We start from the raw sequence: 17,311 nt of genomic DNA on the forward strand, positions 1-17,311 counted from the left end.
AGCTGGCTTTTTTGTTGCCTGTTATTTGAATCGCAATAACTACATCCCATAAAAAAGCCCCGCGTCGCGGGGCGTATCAAGGTTGAATCTTATCGGGGGGATTCAATCAGGATGATGCGGGTTTCGTACGGTCGAAGAATCTGATGAACTGAGACATTGTGTTCAGTTATGTCGGCATAGTTACCGAGCAGATAACGCGCCTGGCCGAGATCCAGCTCAGCGGGCAGCACGCATTCACTCTCTTGTCCGTAATAGTTGTTCAGACAGACTAAGGTCTGCGTTGCGGACTGGCGTTGATAAGCAAAGAGCTCGCTATGCTCGGGCAGAAGATCGCGATAATCACCGTGCGTAATGACCGGCACTTCTTTTCTCAGCGCAATCAAACGCTGGTAAAAATAAAACACCGAGTCTGGATCAGCGACCGCCTGCTCAGCATTAATATCGCGATAGTTGCCTGCCACCGCAAGCCAAGGCGTGCCTTGCGTAAAGCCCGCTTGAGGTTTGGCATTCCACTGCATCGGCGTGCGTGAGTTATCCCGCGACTTCTGCGCCAAAATCGCCATCATCTCCTCATGGGAAGTCGTGCCCTGATTGACCATGATGTCGTACATATTGATGCTTTCCACATCGCGGTACTGATCGATGGACGTGTAACCGGGGTTAGTCATGCCGATTTCTTCGCCCTGATAGATGTATGGCGTGCCTTGCATCATGTGCACGGACGCCGCCAGCATTTTGGCCGACAGTTCACGATATTCTTTGTCATTCCCCAGGCGGCTGACCACGCGCGGCTGATCGTGGTTACACCAGAACAGCGCTCCCCACCCTTTACCATTGAGGCCCGTCTGCCAATGATTGAAAATCTGCTTGAGTTGCAGAAAATCAAACGGCGCGCGAGTCCACTTATCACCGTTCGGATAGTCAACTTTGAGATGGTGGAAGTTAAACACCATCGACAGCTCTTTGCCGTCCAGCGATGAATACTGCTGGCAATGTTCTAAGGTGGTTGATGACATTTCTCCCACCGTCACGCTGCCATAACGCTGGAACACTTCGCGACTGATCTCTTGCAGATATTCATGCACACGCGGCCCATCGGTGTAAAAACGGCGGCCATCACCAAGGACATCGTTGGCAAAATCTTGTTGCTTGGAAATCAGGTTAATTACATCGAGACGAAAACCGTCCACACCTTTTTCCGCCCAGAACGCGATGATGTCTTTCACCTCCTGACGAACTTTCGGGTTTTCCCAGTTCAAGTCCGCCTGCTCTTTAGCAAACAGATGCAGATAATATTCGTTGGTCGCTTCATCCAGCGCCCAAGCACTGCCACCAAACTTAGACTGCCAATTGTTCGGCTCAGCGCCATTGATTGGCGCCTTCCAAATGTAGTAATCGCGATACGGGCTGGCTTTATCTCCCAGCGCCGACTGGAACCAAGCGTGTTCGGTCGACGTATGGTTGACCACAATGTCCATGATGATGCGAATGCCTCGGGCATGCGCTTGCTCCAGCAGGCGGTCAAAATCCGCCATGGTGCCAAACTCAGGGTTAATCGCATAATAGTCGGAAATGTCGTAGCCATTATCGATCATCGGTGACTGATACACCGGCGTCAGCCAGATGGCGTCGATGCCCAGTGTTTTGAGGTAATCCAGCTTAGTGATGATGCCCGGAATATCACCGGTGCCTTTGTCTGTACTGTCACAGAAACTTTTCGGATAGATTTGATAAATCGCCGCGGTCTTCCACCAGTTGGCGTCCGTTAATTGTGTCGTCATGACGTAAACTCACTTACCTGAAATCAGAAATAGCAGAGCGGCCAACGGCCACTCTGAAAAAAAGGGTTAGGCTTCTGCCGCGGTCAGCTGGCCTTTGGTTTGCGCACGCTTGTACATGAACAGCGTCAGCACAATCGGCACAGCAATCGCCACCAACATCGCCATCAAGAACACCATCCAGTACTGAGGCTGAATCGACAGAATACCCGGTAAACCACCGACACCTATCCCGTTCGCCATCACACCAAAGCTGCCACAGATGGCCGCCGCCAGCGCGCTACCAATCATTGCGCTCAGCATCGGGAATTTGTATTTGAGGTTGATGCCGTACATCGCAGGTTCCGTCACCCCCAGATAAGCTGAAATCGCCGCCGGAACCGAAATATCGCGTTCGCCCTCTTTCTTACTGATCAGGATGATGCCAACCACAGCAGATGCCTGCGCAATGTTGGACAGCGCAATCAGTGGCCAAATCGGCGTGCCGCCCAAATCCTGCATCAATTGCAGATCCACCGCGTTGGTGGTGTGGTGAATACCAGTAATCACCAATGGCGCATATAGGAAGCCAAACACCATCGAACCCAGCACAGCAAAGTCACCTGTCATGGCCGCTTTCGCCGCAAACGCCACGCCATCGCCCAGCACGCGACCAAATGGTCCGATAAAGGCATGGGCGAGAATCACCGAAAGAATGATGGACACAAACGGCACCACCACCAGATACAAATAGGCCGGTACGATGCGCTTCAGGTTGGTCTCGATAAACGCCAGTACCACGCCCGCCAGAATGGCCGGGATCACCTGCGCCTGATAGCCCACTTTTTCAATCACAAACCAGCCGAAATCCCACACTTCCGGCACCTGCTTACCAATCAGGTAGGCATTCATCAGTTGTGGCGACACCAAAGTAATCCCCAGTGTGATGCCCAGAATGGGCGTCCCGCCGAGCTTTTTCACCGTCGACCAACACACACCTACTGGCAAGAAGAAGAAGATAGCTTCACCGATCAACCACAGGAAAGAGTGAACACTGGCCCAAAACTGACTGATTTCGACCAGAGTTTTGCCATCGAACATACGAATGTCGCCGATGACGTTACGAAAACCGAGAATCAAACCACCGGTAATGATGGCAGGCAGCAGCGGCACAAAAATTTCAGCCAAATGGGAAATGCCACGCTCGAGAATGTTCATGTTCTGACGCGCCGCGAGCTTGGCTTCATCTTTAGACGCGCCACTTTGTCCCGTCAGTTCAAGTAACACCTTGTAGACTTCATCAACTTCAGTGCCAATCACGACCTGAAACTGGCCGGCGTTGGTAAAGCAGCCTTTGACCAGATTCATCGCTTCCAGCTGTTTAATATCGGCTTTGCCCGGCTCATTAAGCACAAAACGCAGCCGTGTCAGGCAGTGCGTTACGCTGGCAATGTTTTCATTGCCACCGACCAGCTCAATAAGACGCGCAACGTCTTGTTTCGCTATCTTACTCATATCCTCGTCCACCCTATTGGTTATTCATTTATAATAGTTGATTTAAAATGGGAACATTCCCACCAAGTGGTGAGCATATTGACACACTTAATAATGAAGAAAAATGGGAACAGTCCCATAAATTGAAAACGATCACAATGTGCGCAGAAATCGCCCATAAAAATGCGATCTCACCAACGAGCAACTGAAAGGTAAAAACAGGGAAGGAAACAATAGAGGGAAAAGGATAACGACGCTTGAGTGCTACACCGTAAGCGCCGCAGTCACAGTGAAATTAAGCGGCGCCTGCCGGGCTCTGGGTAAGATGCACACATTCATAAATCTCGCCGCACAAGTGCTGAATGAGCAGGTTGGCGGCCTGCTCACCGGCTTGGCGATAACCAGGATCGACACTGTAAACATTGGGAAACAAAAACGACAGCAGTTCATTGCCGCCGACACCAGTGACCACAACATCTTCGCGCTGACGCTCCTGCAAGCGTTTGATCACGCCCATTGCAATAGTATCACTGGCACAGACAATCGCATGGGTGCTGTCGGTCAGCACTTTGTCCACCAGATGGTACGCGCTTTCATGGTGTAGCTCCCCCGTCTGATAAACCGGCGTGGTACGCTGATCTTGGCACCAGTCAAGATAGGCTTGCAGCCGCATTTCCCCCGTGGTTTTATCCTTTGGGTTGACGCCGATAAACGCAATATTCGTCAGTTGTTGCTGCTCCAGATAGCGGATCGCCTGGCGGATCACGCCCTGATTATCGTAGTTAATTGAAGAGACAAGTTCTGAGTCCATAGCGATCACCACAGCGCGGTTGTGCCACGGCATTAACGCGTTCATATCGAGCCCCGTAAAACCAAAGATAATTACCCCATCCACATTGCGCTTGGCTAACACTTGCAGATGATCGCGGGTTTTATCACGATCAAACTGGCTTTCCATGATCACCACGTCATACCCCTGACTGTAGAGCACTTGCAGCATACTGCTGACAGAGCGGTTTTCAGATGGCGAATCGAGACGGGAGATGATGACCCCCACCACTTTCTGGCTGCCACCGCGCATAGACTGCGCCGATTTCGACGGCACATAACCGTTATCGGCTATCACCTGCTCTACTCTGGCTCTGGTTTCCGGTTTGACTTTGGGATCGTTGGTCAGAACCCGAGACACGGTCGACTTGCCGACACCAGAGAGCTTTGCAATATCCAGAATAGTGAGTTTCTTACCCATAACGACTACTAATGTTGATAGTGTGTGCGGCAAACTTACCGCACACCGAAAAATGGAACTCTGGAGCGAACATTACCTCCAGCAGTTTTTGAATATGACACCATTCGCCTCCAATCGCGCCGCGTCACCTTTGGTAAACAGCGTAATCGGATTGGCCTGTGTGGAATGGTCATCCAGAATGTACTTGGTGCCGGAGCCCGCCGCAACCTGAATCAGGCGATAACTGTGATCCGACAAACGTAAGATGGCACTTTGCCCGGTAGAGTAAGAAACGTCGAACGAAGATGGGCCATCACATTGATAATGAAAGAAGACGCTATAACTGTCGTCTCTGCCATGTTCATCAGAAGACGAGCAGCCAGCCAACAGAGCCATCGCACTCATCACACACACAAACCGAACGTTCATACGCCTCTCCTTTTTATCCCCTAATTCCACACGCAAGCCGCGGCATGTTGTGTTCAATGCCTCGAATTAAGCATAGACAACAGGGAGATAAAGAGTAAAAAGGCCGCCAGAGGCGACCTTTTGCAAACGTTTAGCGATGGGCACTCAGATAGGCGGGTACATCACGTAGGCTATCCAGCACCGTAGTGGCCAGCGCCTCGCCCTGTTCGGTAACAGGCTTACCGGTGCGAACCAGAATCTTGGTGCCGACACCAGCCGCATCCGCAGCCATCATGTCTTCGGCTTTATCGCCGACCATCACAGACTTGGCCATATCAATCTTAAGGAAGTCGCGCGCCGAGATAAACATGCCCGGTTTTGGCTTGCGGCAGTCGCAATCTTCTTTATATTTGCCGACGCCATGCTCGGCGTGGTGCGGACAGTAATAAATGCCATCAAACTCAACACCATTATCGACAAAATTCCAGTCCATCCACTGTGTCAGTGACAGGAAGCGGTCTTCGCTGAACATGCCGCGCGCGATGCCAGACTGATTGGTGACCAACACCAACAGGTAGCCCATCTCTTGCAGCTTCTTCGTTGCTTCAAAAACCCCTTCGATAAACTCAAAATCGTGCTCGTCGTGCACGTAGCCATGGTCGACATTAATCACGCCGTCACGGTCTAAAAACACAGCAGGTTTCGCCAAAATAATGCTCTCAAATAACGTTGTATGCGGGAATTATTGCACGCTTTATTTCTTTCATCACTATCTAATTACTTAACCGTCTGATCAATCAAACCGTTTAGACGTCTAGACGTAAAAATATCTATTGACTTGCCAATCGATAACCCATAGCATCCTCTACCAAGTGAGAGAGAGTTCAAAATTTTATACTGCTATCCCTGCACAGGTTTTCACATGATTGAGATTAGTCACGTTAATAAGGTGTTTTATCAAGGCAACAAAGAAATTCATGCCCTAAAAGACATCAATCTAAATATTCCACAAGGCACTATTTTTGGTGTTATCGGTTCTTCTGGTGCAGGTAAAAGTACTCTAATTCGTTGTGTCAACATGTTAGAAACTCCAACCAGCGGCAGCGTGATTGTGGATGGTGTGGATTTAACCAAACTGAATTCTAAGCAGTTGTCGGAAACGCGCCGTAACATCGGCATGATCTTCCAACACTTTAACCTGCTCTCTTCTCGCACAGTATTTGAAAACATTGCGCTGCCACTGGAGTTGTCGGGCAAAGATGATGAGCACATTGAGCGTAAAGTGTCTGAGCTGCTGACTCTGGTTGGTCTGGCTGACAAACGTGACAGCTACCCATCAAACCTGAGTGGTGGTCAGAAACAGCGTGTGGCCATTGCCCGTGCACTGGCGTCAGATCCGAAAGTCCTGCTGTGTGACGAAGCCACCAGCGCACTGGATCCAGCGACCACGCAGTCGATTCTGGAACTACTGAAAGAGATTAACCGTAAGCTGAATATCACCATGCTGCTGATCACGCACGAAATGGATGTCGTGAAAAGCATCTGTCACGAAGTGGCGATCATCGGTGGCGGTGAACTGGTTGAGAAAGGCAGCGTCGGCGATATTTTCGCTCACCCGAAAACCGAACTGGCTCATCAGTTCATTCGTTCAACGCTGGATCTGTCGATTCCGGACGATTATCAGGCTCGCCTGAATGCTGAACGAGTGGAAGGTAGCTACCCACTGGTACGCCTTGAATTTACCGGTTCAACGGTTGACGCACCGCTGATGTCGCAAATCGCGCGCAAATTTAACATCGATGTCAGCATTCTGAGTTCTGATCTCGATTACGCCGGCGGCGTCAAATTCGGCATGATGGTGGCCGAAATTTACGGCAATGAACAAGACGATATCGCGGCGATGCAATATCTTCGTGACCACAATGTAAAAGTCGAGGTGCTTGGTTATGTCCTTTAATACGATCAGCAGCTGGTTGTCACTCAACAGCGACCTACTTTTAATGGCCACCTGGCAAACCGTTTACATGGTAGCCGTTGCCGGTATTGTCGGCTTTGCTCTGGGTATTCCATTGGGTGTGATTCTGCATACAACGAAGAAAGGTGGTTTGCTGGAAAACACCAAACTGAACAATGTACTGGGCGCGATTGTGAACATTGGTCGCTCTGTCCCGTTCCTGGTTTTGATGGTGGCCATCATTCCAGTAACTAAACTGTTAGTCGGTACCTTTATCGGCACAACGGCCGCCATCGTGCCGCTGACGATTGGTGCTATCCCGTTCGTCGCACGTCTGATTGAAGGCGCTCTGCTGGAAGTCCCAACCGGTCTGGTAGAAGCGGCACAATCTATGGGTGCAACGCCAATGCAGATCATCACGAAAGTACTGATTCCAGAAGCGATGCCAACCATCCTCAACTCTGTCACCATTACTTTGGTGACGCTGGTGAGCTACTCAGCGATGGCGGGCACTGTTGGTGGCGGTGGCTTGGGGGATGTGGCAATTCGTTACGGTTTCCACCGTTATGATGTCACTATCATGGCTGTGACTGTTGTGATGCTGATTGTGCTGGTACAAATTATTCAATCGATTGGCGATACGTTGGTGCGCCGCGTCGATCACAGATAAACCGTTCTTTATCTTAAAAAATTAAACACAGATACGTTAAAAGTTTTATAACAAGGAGAATATCATGAAATTTAGCCTTAAAGGTTTACTGACCATTGCAGCCGCTGCTTCAGCTCTTGTGCTGGCAGGTTGTGGTGAAAAAAACGTCGACAACAGCAAAGTAAAAATTGGTGTTATCGCAGGCGCTGAAGCACAGGTTGCTGAAGTGGCAGCAAAAGTTGCGAAAGAGAAATACAATCTGGACGTAGAACTGGTTACTTTCACTGACTACGTAACACCAAACGCGGCTCTGGACGACGGTTCAATCGACGCCAACGCATTCCAACACAAACCATACCTGGATCAGCAAATTGCTGACCGTGGTTACAAGCTGGCTATTGTTGGTAACACTTTCGTTTACCCAATCGCGGGTTACTCAAAGCAAGTTAAATCGGTTGATGAGCTGCAAGACGGCGCTCGCATCGCAGTACCAAACGATCCAACCAACCTAGGCCGTTCTCTGATCCTGCTTGAGAAGCAAGGTCTGATCAAACTGCGTGCTGATGCAGGTCTGCTTGCCACGGTTCGTGACATCGTAGAAAACCCGAAAAACATCGAAATCGTTGAACTGGACGCGGCGCAACTGCCACGTTCTCTGGATGATGTTGCTCTGTCTATCATCAACACCACTTACGCAAGTTCTATCAACCTGACGCCGGAAAAAGACGGTATCTTCGTTGAAAACAAAGAATCACCATACGTGAACCTGCTGGTTGCTCGTCAAGACAACGTGAACGCAGAAAACGTACAGAACTTCCTGAAAGCGTACCAGACCGATGAAGTCGCGAAAGCAGCGGCGGATATCTTCCAAGGCGGCGCAGTAAAAGGCTGGTAATCCCTTCCTTTACAACGTGAAATGCATAAAAAAGGTTGGCGTCATGCCAACCTTTTTTGTTGCGGTCATTCAGGGTTAATCCCGGTCCACAACCTCAGCTATTTCAAATGATCCCACGAGATATTTGAAACAATGCGGCAATCATCGCATTTGAAATGAAAGATATCGTGCAGCGGCTCGTCCAGCAGCCACTCACCACCGCATTTCGGGCACTTGCGCGCCTGCTCATCCGCCAGACTGGTACCGCCAACGCGGTACTGATAATAGTAGGTGGGAATCTTAGTCAGATATTCGATCCGGCCACGCAAATCCCAGCCACGGCGGAACAGATCGCTGTCGACATCGCAAATCTCATGCAGTGCAGCAAACTCCGCTTTGCAGCCGCCAGCCATCTGAATCTCATCACACGCCTGCCACTCCGTCTGCCATTTGATCACCGATTTATGATCGCCGTTGAGCGTCGGGTCATTACGATACAGCGGGATAGGCAGCAAGCTTTCACCGCTGCGCAGTGGTGAACAGGTGTGCACGTAAGTGGTATACAGCACCTGCCAGCTTGGCGCTTCCGCTTCCGCAGCTTCCTCGGAGTTAATATCGCGCCCCAGCAGGCGCACTTTCGGCGCTAACAGGCTCGCCTCTGCCAGACGGTTAATGCATACCTTGACAAAATCGGAGTGATGCTTCGGATGCAGGCTCTCTTTTTCCGGGCACACCGCGCGCACATAAAATTCGCCCTCACCCAGAATAACCGGAAACTCGCGCCCCAGAACCTGACCGTTGTAACGCAGCGCATCCATCAAACCATTGATGGCTTTGTCGACGGCGCTGATGGTGGTGTTGTCAAAACACTCAAACTGAAGTTCTACTACGTACATCGCTTACACCATCGGTTCCAGTTGATTCAGAAACTCGACCACATCGGCGGTCAGAACTTCGCGCTGATTAGTGCCGAGCTTCTCCAGAATCACGTTGCCTGTCAGGTTACAAATGGAGATCACGGCCATTTCATCTTCCGTGGTCGCAATAAACACGGTGGGTTTTTGTTTGAGGCGGCGCTGCATCACCAAATGGCCGAGAATGTTCTCTTGCAGACGCTGAAAATCCTCTTCACTCCAGACTTGCAACAAGGTCAGCGCACGGCCACGCCAGCTGGCTGGCATATCCGCCGCAAACTGCGCGCCGTAGAAGGGAGCGATATCTTGTTGCAGGCTCAGCTCAATGCCCTGCTCGACATTGGTGAGATCGGCTGCAGGAGTGCGAGGGACGGGTTGCCAAAGCACTCGATCCGCCAGAACCTCGACCACACAAGGCGAAGGCCAATCGAGCAGTTCTTCGTTATACGGCAATTGCTGATGGGTTTGCTCAAAAGCATGAAGGTAGCGTTGACTGAACGAGAATAAGGCCTCAACCACTGAGTGAGCCATGACGTTCTCCATAGTTAGGTTAGTCGCGCCTGCCAGATGACACACGCGGCGGTATTGCGTAGAATTCCGGTTATTCTAATCGAATTAACAGTAAAGTATGAGCAAATATTCTGACGCAAAAGAGCTGGCGGGTTTAACGCTGGGTAAGAAGACCGAGTACGCCAACCAGTATGATCCTTCCCTTTTGCAGCCGGTTCCGCGCAGCCTGAACCGCAACGATCTGAATCTGGGTAACGAACTGCCGTTTTTGGGCTGTGATATCTGGACTCTGTATGAGCTGTCGTGGCTGAACGACAAAGGCCTGCCGCAGGTTGCGATCGGCGAAGTCGCGATTCCGGCCACCAGTGCCAACCTGATCGAGTCGAAATCGTTCAAACTTTATCTCAACAGTTTCAACCAGACGCGATTTGCTGACTGGGCTGAAGTTCAGGCTTGCCTGCAAAAAGATCTGTCGGCCTGCGCGGGCGAAAGTGTTCAGGTAGAAGTCAAATCTCTGGCGGCCTATACCACGCAGCCGATTGTGACTATGCAGGGCGAATGCATCGACGATCAGGACATCGAGATCAGCAGCTACGATTTTGATGATACTTTGCTCGCGGAAGCCAGCAGCGATGAGATCGTCGAAGAGACACTGCACAGCCATCTGCTTAAATCCAACTGTTTGATCACCAACCAGCCAGACTGGGGCAGCGTGGAAATCGCTTATCGCGGCCCGAAAATCGATCGCGAAGCTCTGCTGCGTTATATCGTCTCATTCCGTGAGCACAACGAGTTCCACGAGCAGTGTGTTGAGCGTATCTTTACCGATATCAGCCGTTACTGTCATCCGGAGCATCTGACCGTGCTGGCGCGCTATACGCGTCGCGGCGGTCTGGATATCAACCCGTTCCGCTCAAGCCACCAGGCGGCTCCGGCCAACAATCAACGCATGGCTCGTCAATAACAAGGATTTTCGACAGGATGACTTTTCTTCGCTGGAAGCACTGGCTGGGTTTGGCTCTGCTCTCATTTTCGACCTGGACCTACGCCACCATCTATTCGTCACCGACACTGAACGAAGCCGATGGTTTGATTGAGATCTCACCGGCGCAAGCCAAATCGCTGGCGACCGAGTATCTATCCGAACGCAAACTGGCGGACAAAGCAGAGAAAAGCCCCACCACCATTTCTCGCGATGAAACCGACAGCCGGGTGCGCACGCCCGGCAGTACCATCGATGCGCTGAAGATTCTGGCCAAAGCCGAGTTCAACCTCGGCTACCAACAAAGCGCCTTTAAGCTGCTCGAAGAAGCGCGCGATCTGGCACTGCAATACCAATTGCCTTATCTGCAACTCGAAGTGGAAATCCTTGATGTGCGTTTGCACTGGCGCTTTGACGACAATGCCAGCGACGCCCGTGAGAAATTGCGTGACATTGCACGCCAGTATGAAGCGATCAAAAATGCCGATCAGTTAGCCAAAGGCATCGACTACAAAATGACGATGCTGCGTGCTGAGATCGCCTCGAAGGCCAACGACATTGAGCTCGCCAATCGCTTGTTTGCTGAGGTGAAACCTTACGTGGATTCGCTGCAATCGAAAAAGCCGCAGATCGAATACCACCTGGTGGTCGGTGAGCACTATCTGACGCACGAGCTGTATAACCTCGCGCTGTCCGAACTGTTGATGTCTTACTGGAGCGCCATCGAAAGCAACTCCAGCGCCCTGCTGGCAAAAACCAACACCCTGCTGGCGCAGCTGTTCTATGAACGCCGCGTACTGGATAAAGCGTTAGTGCACCTCTCGCAAGCGGCCGATTTCTATGACAACTACGATAAATCGCCGGCGCTGGCCGCTGTACTGAAACGCATGGGCGATGTCTATTATCAGCAAGGTAAATACAACCTGGCGCTGGTGCATTACTTTAATGTGATTGACCACGAAAGCAGTGACAACGACATCGAGAATGTGATTGAAGTGCGTCTCAGCCTCGCCGCGACCTATCTACAATTGTTCAACTATCCGCTCACTGAGCAGTATCTGGCGCGGGCAGAAGAACTGCTCAGCTACACCGATATTCCACGCCTGAAAGGCCGGGCTGCGCTGCTCAATGCGGGCCTTGCTTATCATCAAAGCCAGAGCCAGCGCGTGATTGCACAGGCGCAGCAAGCACTGACCATCGGCCAGACCGCAGGCGACTTAGCCATTGAAGAGCAAGCTTACCGCTTGATGTCCCTCGGCTATGAACAGATGGGCAAATTCGCTGACGCACTGGAAAACGTCAAGCACAGCAATGCAATCGCACTGATCCGTCAGGAAAAGCTCAATCAGATCAGTGAAGATGCGTTCCGTCAGCAGAAGGAGTTCGTGGAACAGACCCTGCATCTGGTCGGTCAGGAAAAAGAGCTGCAAGAGACTCAGCGCGAGTACAGCAAGTTTCAGAAAATCGCCTTTGCGCTGTTTATTGCCAGCGCGGTGTTCTTTTTATTGCTGCTACGCCGCGGCTACGTAATTCAACGTCAGAAAGAAGAGATCGACGAGCTCAACAGTAACCTCTACACCCACTCACGTTCGCGCCTGCACAACCTGCGCATGCTCAATTCGCGCCTGCTCTCTTCACTGGAGCGCAGCAGTCAGAACTATGAACAGTGGCATATTGGTGAACTGATCCATGAACCGCTCAATGATCGACTGCGTTTTGCGATGATCGACATTCCGTTCCTGCGCAACATGTATCTGCAGCATGGCTACAGCGCAGGTCTGGAGCTGGAGCACGCCTTTGGCGCATTCCTCAAAACCAAAATCGGTAATGACAAGGCGCGTTTGTACCATTTCTCCGATGCCAACCTGCTGTATATCGAACCGTGCCCGGATCGTGAGCGCCCACCGGAAGATCTGTTTAACAAAGTGCAGGCCTGGATTCAGGAGTTTCAACCTGAGCGCCGCCTGAACCGAATCATTCGCATGGGGATTGCCGATTATCCGTTCCTGCCACGTGCCTATACTGCGATCAATGATAAGGAATTGTTGGATATTCTGCTGATGGCCGCCAGTGTCGCGCGAGATCTGAGTATTAAGGAAAACAGCAGCCACTGGGTCTATCTGCGGGCCATCGACAATGCGCCAGCGGCCAGTTTTGCTTCCAACAATATTCGTAAATCGTGTAAGCACGCCATCAATCAGGGACTGATCAAAGTGCACTCCTCGTACAAGAATGAGGAGAACATCAAAAAACTTTTAAAAGATGGATAAAAGCTACGCGGTTAACGCGCTGAAATCGTGACGAATAAGTTTTTTTTGTTATTATCGATAAATCACTAAATAGGATCAGGATTGATCCGAAGCTGTAGTTTGTTGTCGATGGGCGTTCTCGAGCAAGATATCCAAAATCAGTTAAGCCAGCTGCGCAGTCAGCTGGAACAGACACGTTTGACACATCGGGATACTTCGTTCAAATTTAACCGAGAACAAAAAGTCCTGAAACGTATCGTCGCATCTTTAAGTCTGGCTTGCCGAGGCGAGAACCATCAACTGAATGGTTATTTAGCTGAGCTGCGTCAAGCCATTGAGCAGCAGAAAGATATAAGCTCGCTCATACCTCGTCTGGCCGTACTGGAGCGCATGTTGAAGCAACAAACGTTGACTATGGAAAAGCAGAGTACTCACCTCGACTCTCAGATAAAACACAGCGGCGAGATCCTGCTGCGCGTACCCGGCCTGCCTTCAAAAGTGAAGCGCGATCTTCGTGATTTACTCAGCTTTTCTGCCGCTCAACAGCTGCCTAAAGCCGATCAGGCCATGCGTCTGCTCGGTATCTACGAACGTTCAGTTAAAATCATCACCGCCAACCCACAAGCTGTGGTCGATGAACTGAACCAAAGTGCTGACAAAGAATTATTGGCACGTCTCAGCGAAGAGCTGCAAAACCTCATTACCGAACTTGATTTTGACGGCGAATCAGGCGATCTGCTGACTGACATCCGTGCCAAACTACTGACAGGAGTGAACACTCAAACCCTGTTAGAGCTGACACTGGAAGTGCTCAAACTGGTGATTGCCGGCACCAACTTCGAACGTAAGAGTTCGGAGAAATTCCTCGAGCAGGTCAACAGCTCACTGGCGAACAACATCAAGAGCGTGAATCAGAACGTCGATCAGAGCCTCAACTATCAGGCGCACCGCCAGGAGATGCATCAGGAACTGAACACTCTGGTCGCGCGCAGTCAGGCGGCGTTGAAAGAGGGCACCGAACTGGCGCCAACCAAAGCCAAGCTGGAACCGATGCTGGATGAACTCTCGTCGCTGTCAGAACGTCTGACTCACGCCGAACAGCGTGAACAGGCCCTGATTGAACGCATGCAGTACACCCGCAACCAGATGGAAGCGCTGTTTGAAATCACGCAGGATTACCGCCGCCGTCTGGAAGATCAGGCGCAGCGCATGTTGCAGGATCCACTGACTAAGGTGTACAACCGCACGGCATTCAACGATCGTCTGGAACTGGAATATCGCCGCTGGATTCGCGCTCAGCACTCGCTGCGTATCGTCATGCTGGATATCGATAAATTCAAAACTATTAACGACAGTTTTGGTTACATGGCCGGTGATAAAGCGCTGAAAATCATTGCGCGCACCATCAGCAAAGAGCTCGATGATACCGACACCGTCGCCCGTTTCTCCGGGGAAGAGTTCATCCTGCTGCTGCCGGAACACACGGATAATGAGTGTTACCAAATCATTCAACAGATTCAGCGCAACGTCTCCAAACTGCCGTTCAAGTTCAGAGATAAGAACATCACCATCACGCTGACCGCTTCAAGCACCTGCTTCAAAGAATCCGATACGCCGGAAACTGTGCTTGAGCGCGTGCACCGCTCACTGGTGGATGTGAAGAAATACGGACCGAACCAAATCGCCTGGAAGTAATCGCCAGGAAATTGTTGCTGATCGCGGCATCACCCTTTCTTCCCCTTTGTTATTCGGTTATTTTTTAACCTTAGTGACACATTTTTAGTGACCAAACTCACATCTGATGCGGCACAATATTTCCCATTCCCACAGATCCGCACAAGATTGAAACCGTAATATCAATTAGTTAAGTACTCTAACTCGTTGACGTCGCTGAGCAAGTCTCAGCCACTTCCACGAACCAAAGAACCCGGTTTCTCCTCAGGTCTGGTCATCGACCACCGCTGAACATTCCGGATGATTGCCCCACCTCCGCGAAACGAGCGACGCAAGACTCAAAGAACTCATCAGCCAAGCGCGCAGGTGGACTATGATTAACCTCTAAAGAAAGGAGGTCAGCATGATCACTCAAGTCAGCCCAGCCGGCAGCATGGATCTGTTGTCGCAGCTTGAAGTAGAACGACTGAAAAAAACCGCATCCAGTGATCTGTACCAGCTGTACCGCAACTGTAGCCTTGCGGTCCTGAACTCTGGCAGCCATACCGACAACTCCAAAGAGTTGCTCGATTTGTATAAGAATTTCGACGTTACGGTTCTGCGCCGTGAACGCGGCATCAAGCTCGAACTGACCAATCCGCCGGATCACGCGTTTGTCGACGGTCACATCATCAAAGGCATTCAGGAGCATCTGTTTTCCGTACTGCGCGACATCGTGTACGTCAACATGCATCTGGCCGACAGTCAGCGTCTGAACCTGACCAACTCAACCCATATCACTAACCTGGTGTTTGGCATTCTGCGCAACGCGGGTACCCTGATTCCGGGCATCATTCCGAATCTGGTGGTGTGCTGGGGTGGTCACTCGATCAATGAAATCGAATACCAATACACTCGGGAAGTGGGCCATGAACTGGGCCTGCGTGAACTCAACATCTGTACCGGTTGTGGACCGGGTGCAATGGAAGGTCCGATGAAAGGCGCGGCCATCGGTCATGCGAAACAACGCTTTCACGAGCAGCGCTATCTGGGCCTGACTGAACCATCAATCATTGCCGCTGAGCCACCAAACCCCATCGTTAACGAGCTGGTGATCATGCCAGACATCGAAAAACGTCTGGAAGCGTTTGTGCGCCTTGCACACGGCATCATCATCTTCCCGGGTGGCCCGGGTACTGCCGAAGAGCTGCTGTATATTCTGGGTATTATGATGCATCCGGAAAACACTCATCAGCCAATGCCAATCGTGCTGACGGGCCCGAAAGAGAGTGAAGCGTACTTCCGCTCTATCGACCAGTTCATCGCCGATACGCTGGGTGATGAAGCGCGTAAGCACTACACCATCGTGATTGACGATCCTGCGGAAGCGGCGCGTATCATGAAAAATGCGATGCCAACGGTTCGTCAGCACCGCAAAGACAATGAAGATGCTTACAGCTTCAACTGGTCACTCAAGATTGAGCCGGAATTCCAACTGCCATTCGAGCCTAACCACGAAAGCATGTCCAACCTGGATCTGCATCTCAACCAACGTCCGGAAGTGCTGGCCGCCAACCTGCGCCGCGCCTTCTCTGGCATTGTGGCAGGCAACGTGAAGGCCGAAGGGATCCATGAGATTGAGCGCAAAGGTCCGTTTGAGATTCACGGCGACCCGGTGTTGATGAAGAAAATGGACCGTTTGCTGAAAGACTTCGTCGATCAGAATCGTATGAAACTGCCGGGCGGCTCCGCTTATGTGCCGTGTTATCGCATCGTCACCTGACGCTTGGTAGCAATCCCATTGAATTTCATTACAATAAGGGCCTAACAGCCCTTATTTTTTTGAATTGCTATGTCTATCCATCTCGTCATCATCGATGCTCTTAACCTCATTCGTCGTGTGCACTCCGCCCAGCCGGATGAAACCGATATTGCGAGAACCATAGAGACCACCAGCCGCACACTACAACGTATCATTGGCGAAGCCGAACCCACCCATATCATCGCGGTGTTTGACCATCACCTGCAAGACCGAGGCTGGCGCGCCGAGATTCTGCCGGGTTACAAAGCGGGGCGCAAACCCATGCCCCTGCCTCTGCAACAAGGATTAGACAAGATTCAGCAAGCCTGGTGGGAACTGGGTATCGATTCCCTGCTCTCCGATGGTGATGAAGCTGAAGACCTGGTGGCAACACTGGCAACCAAGGTCGCCGCACATCAGGAAAAAGTCACCATCATTTCCACCGACAAAGGTTACTGCCAACTGCTGTCGCCAACGCTGCAAATTCGCGACTACTTTCAGCATCGCTGGCTGGATGAACCGTTTATCGACAAAGAATTTGGTGTCAAACCTAGCCAGTTAGCCGACTATTGGGGACTGACTGGCGTCAGCTCCAGTCAGGTACCGGGCGTGCCGGGAATCGGACCTAAAGCGGCAAAAGAGATCCTGACCCAGTTTGCCGATATCGAAAGCGCTTACGCCAGTGAGGCGCTGCCCGCGAAATACCGCAAAAAGCTCGATGAACACATTGAACTGGCGCGGGTATGTAAGCAGGTAGCCGGACTGAAAACCGACATCGAACTCGGTTTTAATCTGCAGGACATTCGTTTCAGCGGGTCGCCAGCATAAAAAAACGCTC

15 protein-coding genes are annotated in these 17,311 nt (G+C 51.2%); 8 read left to right on the top strand and 7 right to left on the bottom strand.

The features are described from left to right. Nucleotides 1-89 precede the first annotated feature (89 nt). The 5 genes from treC to gmhB all read right to left on the bottom strand — a co-directional run bounded on the left by treC (nucleotide 90) and on the right by gmhB (nucleotide 5,596). Nucleotides 90-1,781, bottom strand: coding sequence for an alpha,alpha-phosphotrehalase (gene treC / locus DYA43_RS10210; protein WP_061056760.1), 1,692 nt, complete (start codon nucleotides 1,779-1,781; stop codon nucleotides 90-92). Nucleotides 1,782-1,847: 66 nt separating this feature from the next. Next, the gene (gene treB, locus DYA43_RS10215; RefSeq protein ID WP_061056761.1) at nucleotides 1,848-3,272 is read right to left on the bottom strand and encodes a PTS trehalose transporter subunit IIBC; all 1,425 of its coding nucleotides are present in this window, start codon (nucleotides 3,270-3,272) and stop codon (nucleotides 1,848-1,850) included. A gap of 274 nt (nucleotides 3,273-3,546) precedes the next feature. Next, entirely contained in the window at nucleotides 3,547-4,500 is a 954-nt protein-coding gene (treR, locus tag DYA43_RS10220) for a trehalose operon repressor TreR (protein WP_061056762.1), read from the bottom strand. Nucleotides 4,501-4,572: 72 nt separating this feature from the next. Beyond that, entirely contained in the window at nucleotides 4,573-4,908 is a 336-nt protein-coding gene (locus tag DYA43_RS10225) for an MliC family protein (protein ID WP_061056763.1), read from the bottom strand. A gap of 130 nt (nucleotides 4,909-5,038) precedes the next feature. Continuing rightward, nucleotides 5,039-5,596 (bottom strand): D-glycero-beta-D-manno-heptose 1,7-bisphosphate 7-phosphatase, encoded by a 558-nt coding sequence (gene gmhB, locus DYA43_RS10230; RefSeq protein ID WP_020431363.1) that lies wholly within the window; start codon nucleotides 5,594-5,596, stop codon nucleotides 5,039-5,041. A gap of 213 nt (nucleotides 5,597-5,809) precedes the next feature. Here gmhB and metN point away from each other — a divergent pair, with 213 nt between their 5' ends. The 3 genes from metN to DYA43_RS10245 all read left to right on the top strand — a co-directional run bounded on the left by metN (nucleotide 5,810) and on the right by DYA43_RS10245 (nucleotide 8,385). Then, nucleotides 5,810-6,844, top strand: coding sequence for a methionine ABC transporter ATP-binding protein MetN (gene metN, locus DYA43_RS10235; protein ID WP_020328074.1), 1,035 nt, complete (start codon nucleotides 5,810-5,812; stop codon nucleotides 6,842-6,844). Continuing rightward, complete coding sequence (locus tag DYA43_RS10240) at nucleotides 6,834-7,511, top strand: methionine ABC transporter permease (RefSeq protein ID WP_020328075.1); 678 nt, start codon at nucleotides 6,834-6,836, stop codon at nucleotides 7,509-7,511. Before metN ends, DYA43_RS10240 begins: the two co-directional genes overlap by 11 nt. 64 nt (nucleotides 7,512-7,575) lie before the next feature. After that, a complete protein-coding gene (locus DYA43_RS10245) occupies nucleotides 7,576-8,385 on the top strand; it encodes a MetQ/NlpA family lipoprotein (protein WP_061056764.1) in 810 nt (269 codons plus the stop codon). 98 nt (nucleotides 8,386-8,483) lie between these two features. Here the strand turns inward: DYA43_RS10245 and DYA43_RS10250 are convergent, their stop codons facing one another. Beyond that, the gene (locus DYA43_RS10250) at nucleotides 8,484-9,260 is read right to left on the bottom strand and encodes a Zn-ribbon-containing protein (protein ID WP_061056765.1); all 777 of its coding nucleotides are present in this window, start codon (nucleotides 9,258-9,260) and stop codon (nucleotides 8,484-8,486) included. Between the two features lie 3 nt (nucleotides 9,261-9,263). Continuing rightward, nucleotides 9,264-9,809 (bottom strand): SecY-interacting protein, encoded by a 546-nt coding sequence (syd, locus tag DYA43_RS10255; RefSeq protein WP_061056766.1) that lies wholly within the window; start codon nucleotides 9,807-9,809, stop codon nucleotides 9,264-9,266. Between the two features lie 97 nt (nucleotides 9,810-9,906). Here syd and queF point away from each other — a divergent pair, with 97 nt between their 5' ends. The 5 genes from queF to xni all read left to right on the top strand — a co-directional run bounded on the left by queF (nucleotide 9,907) and on the right by xni (nucleotide 17,301). Next, nucleotides 9,907-10,752, top strand: coding sequence for an NADPH-dependent 7-cyano-7-deazaguanine reductase QueF (gene queF, locus DYA43_RS10260; RefSeq protein ID WP_061056767.1), 846 nt, complete (start codon nucleotides 9,907-9,909; stop codon nucleotides 10,750-10,752). Between the two features lie 17 nt (nucleotides 10,753-10,769). Beyond that, nucleotides 10,770-13,040 carry a tetratricopeptide repeat protein gene (locus tag DYA43_RS10265; protein WP_020328080.1) on the top strand — a complete coding sequence of 757 codons (2,271 nt, stop codon included), beginning with the start codon at nucleotides 10,770-10,772 and terminating at the stop codon, nucleotides 13,038-13,040. A 108-nt stretch (nucleotides 13,041-13,148) separates the two neighbouring features. Beyond that, nucleotides 13,149-14,714, top strand: coding sequence for a GGDEF domain-containing protein (locus tag DYA43_RS10270; RefSeq protein ID WP_061056768.1), 1,566 nt, complete (start codon nucleotides 13,149-13,151; stop codon nucleotides 14,712-14,714). Between the two features lie 382 nt (nucleotides 14,715-15,096). After that, nucleotides 15,097-16,455 (top strand): nucleotide 5'-monophosphate nucleosidase PpnN, encoded by a 1,359-nt coding sequence (gene ppnN, locus DYA43_RS10275; RefSeq protein WP_020328082.1) that lies wholly within the window; start codon nucleotides 15,097-15,099, stop codon nucleotides 16,453-16,455. A 69-nt stretch (nucleotides 16,456-16,524) separates the two neighbouring features. After that, nucleotides 16,525-17,301, top strand: a complete 777-nt coding sequence (gene xni / locus DYA43_RS10280) for a flap endonuclease Xni (RefSeq protein ID WP_061056769.1) — start codon at nucleotides 16,525-16,527, stop codon at nucleotides 17,299-17,301. Nucleotides 17,302-17,311: the final 10 nt, after the last annotated feature.

The sequence above is a fragment of the Vibrio fluvialis genome, assembly GCF_900460245.1.
GTDB lineage: Bacteria > Pseudomonadota > Gammaproteobacteria > Enterobacterales > Vibrionaceae > Vibrio > Vibrio fluvialis.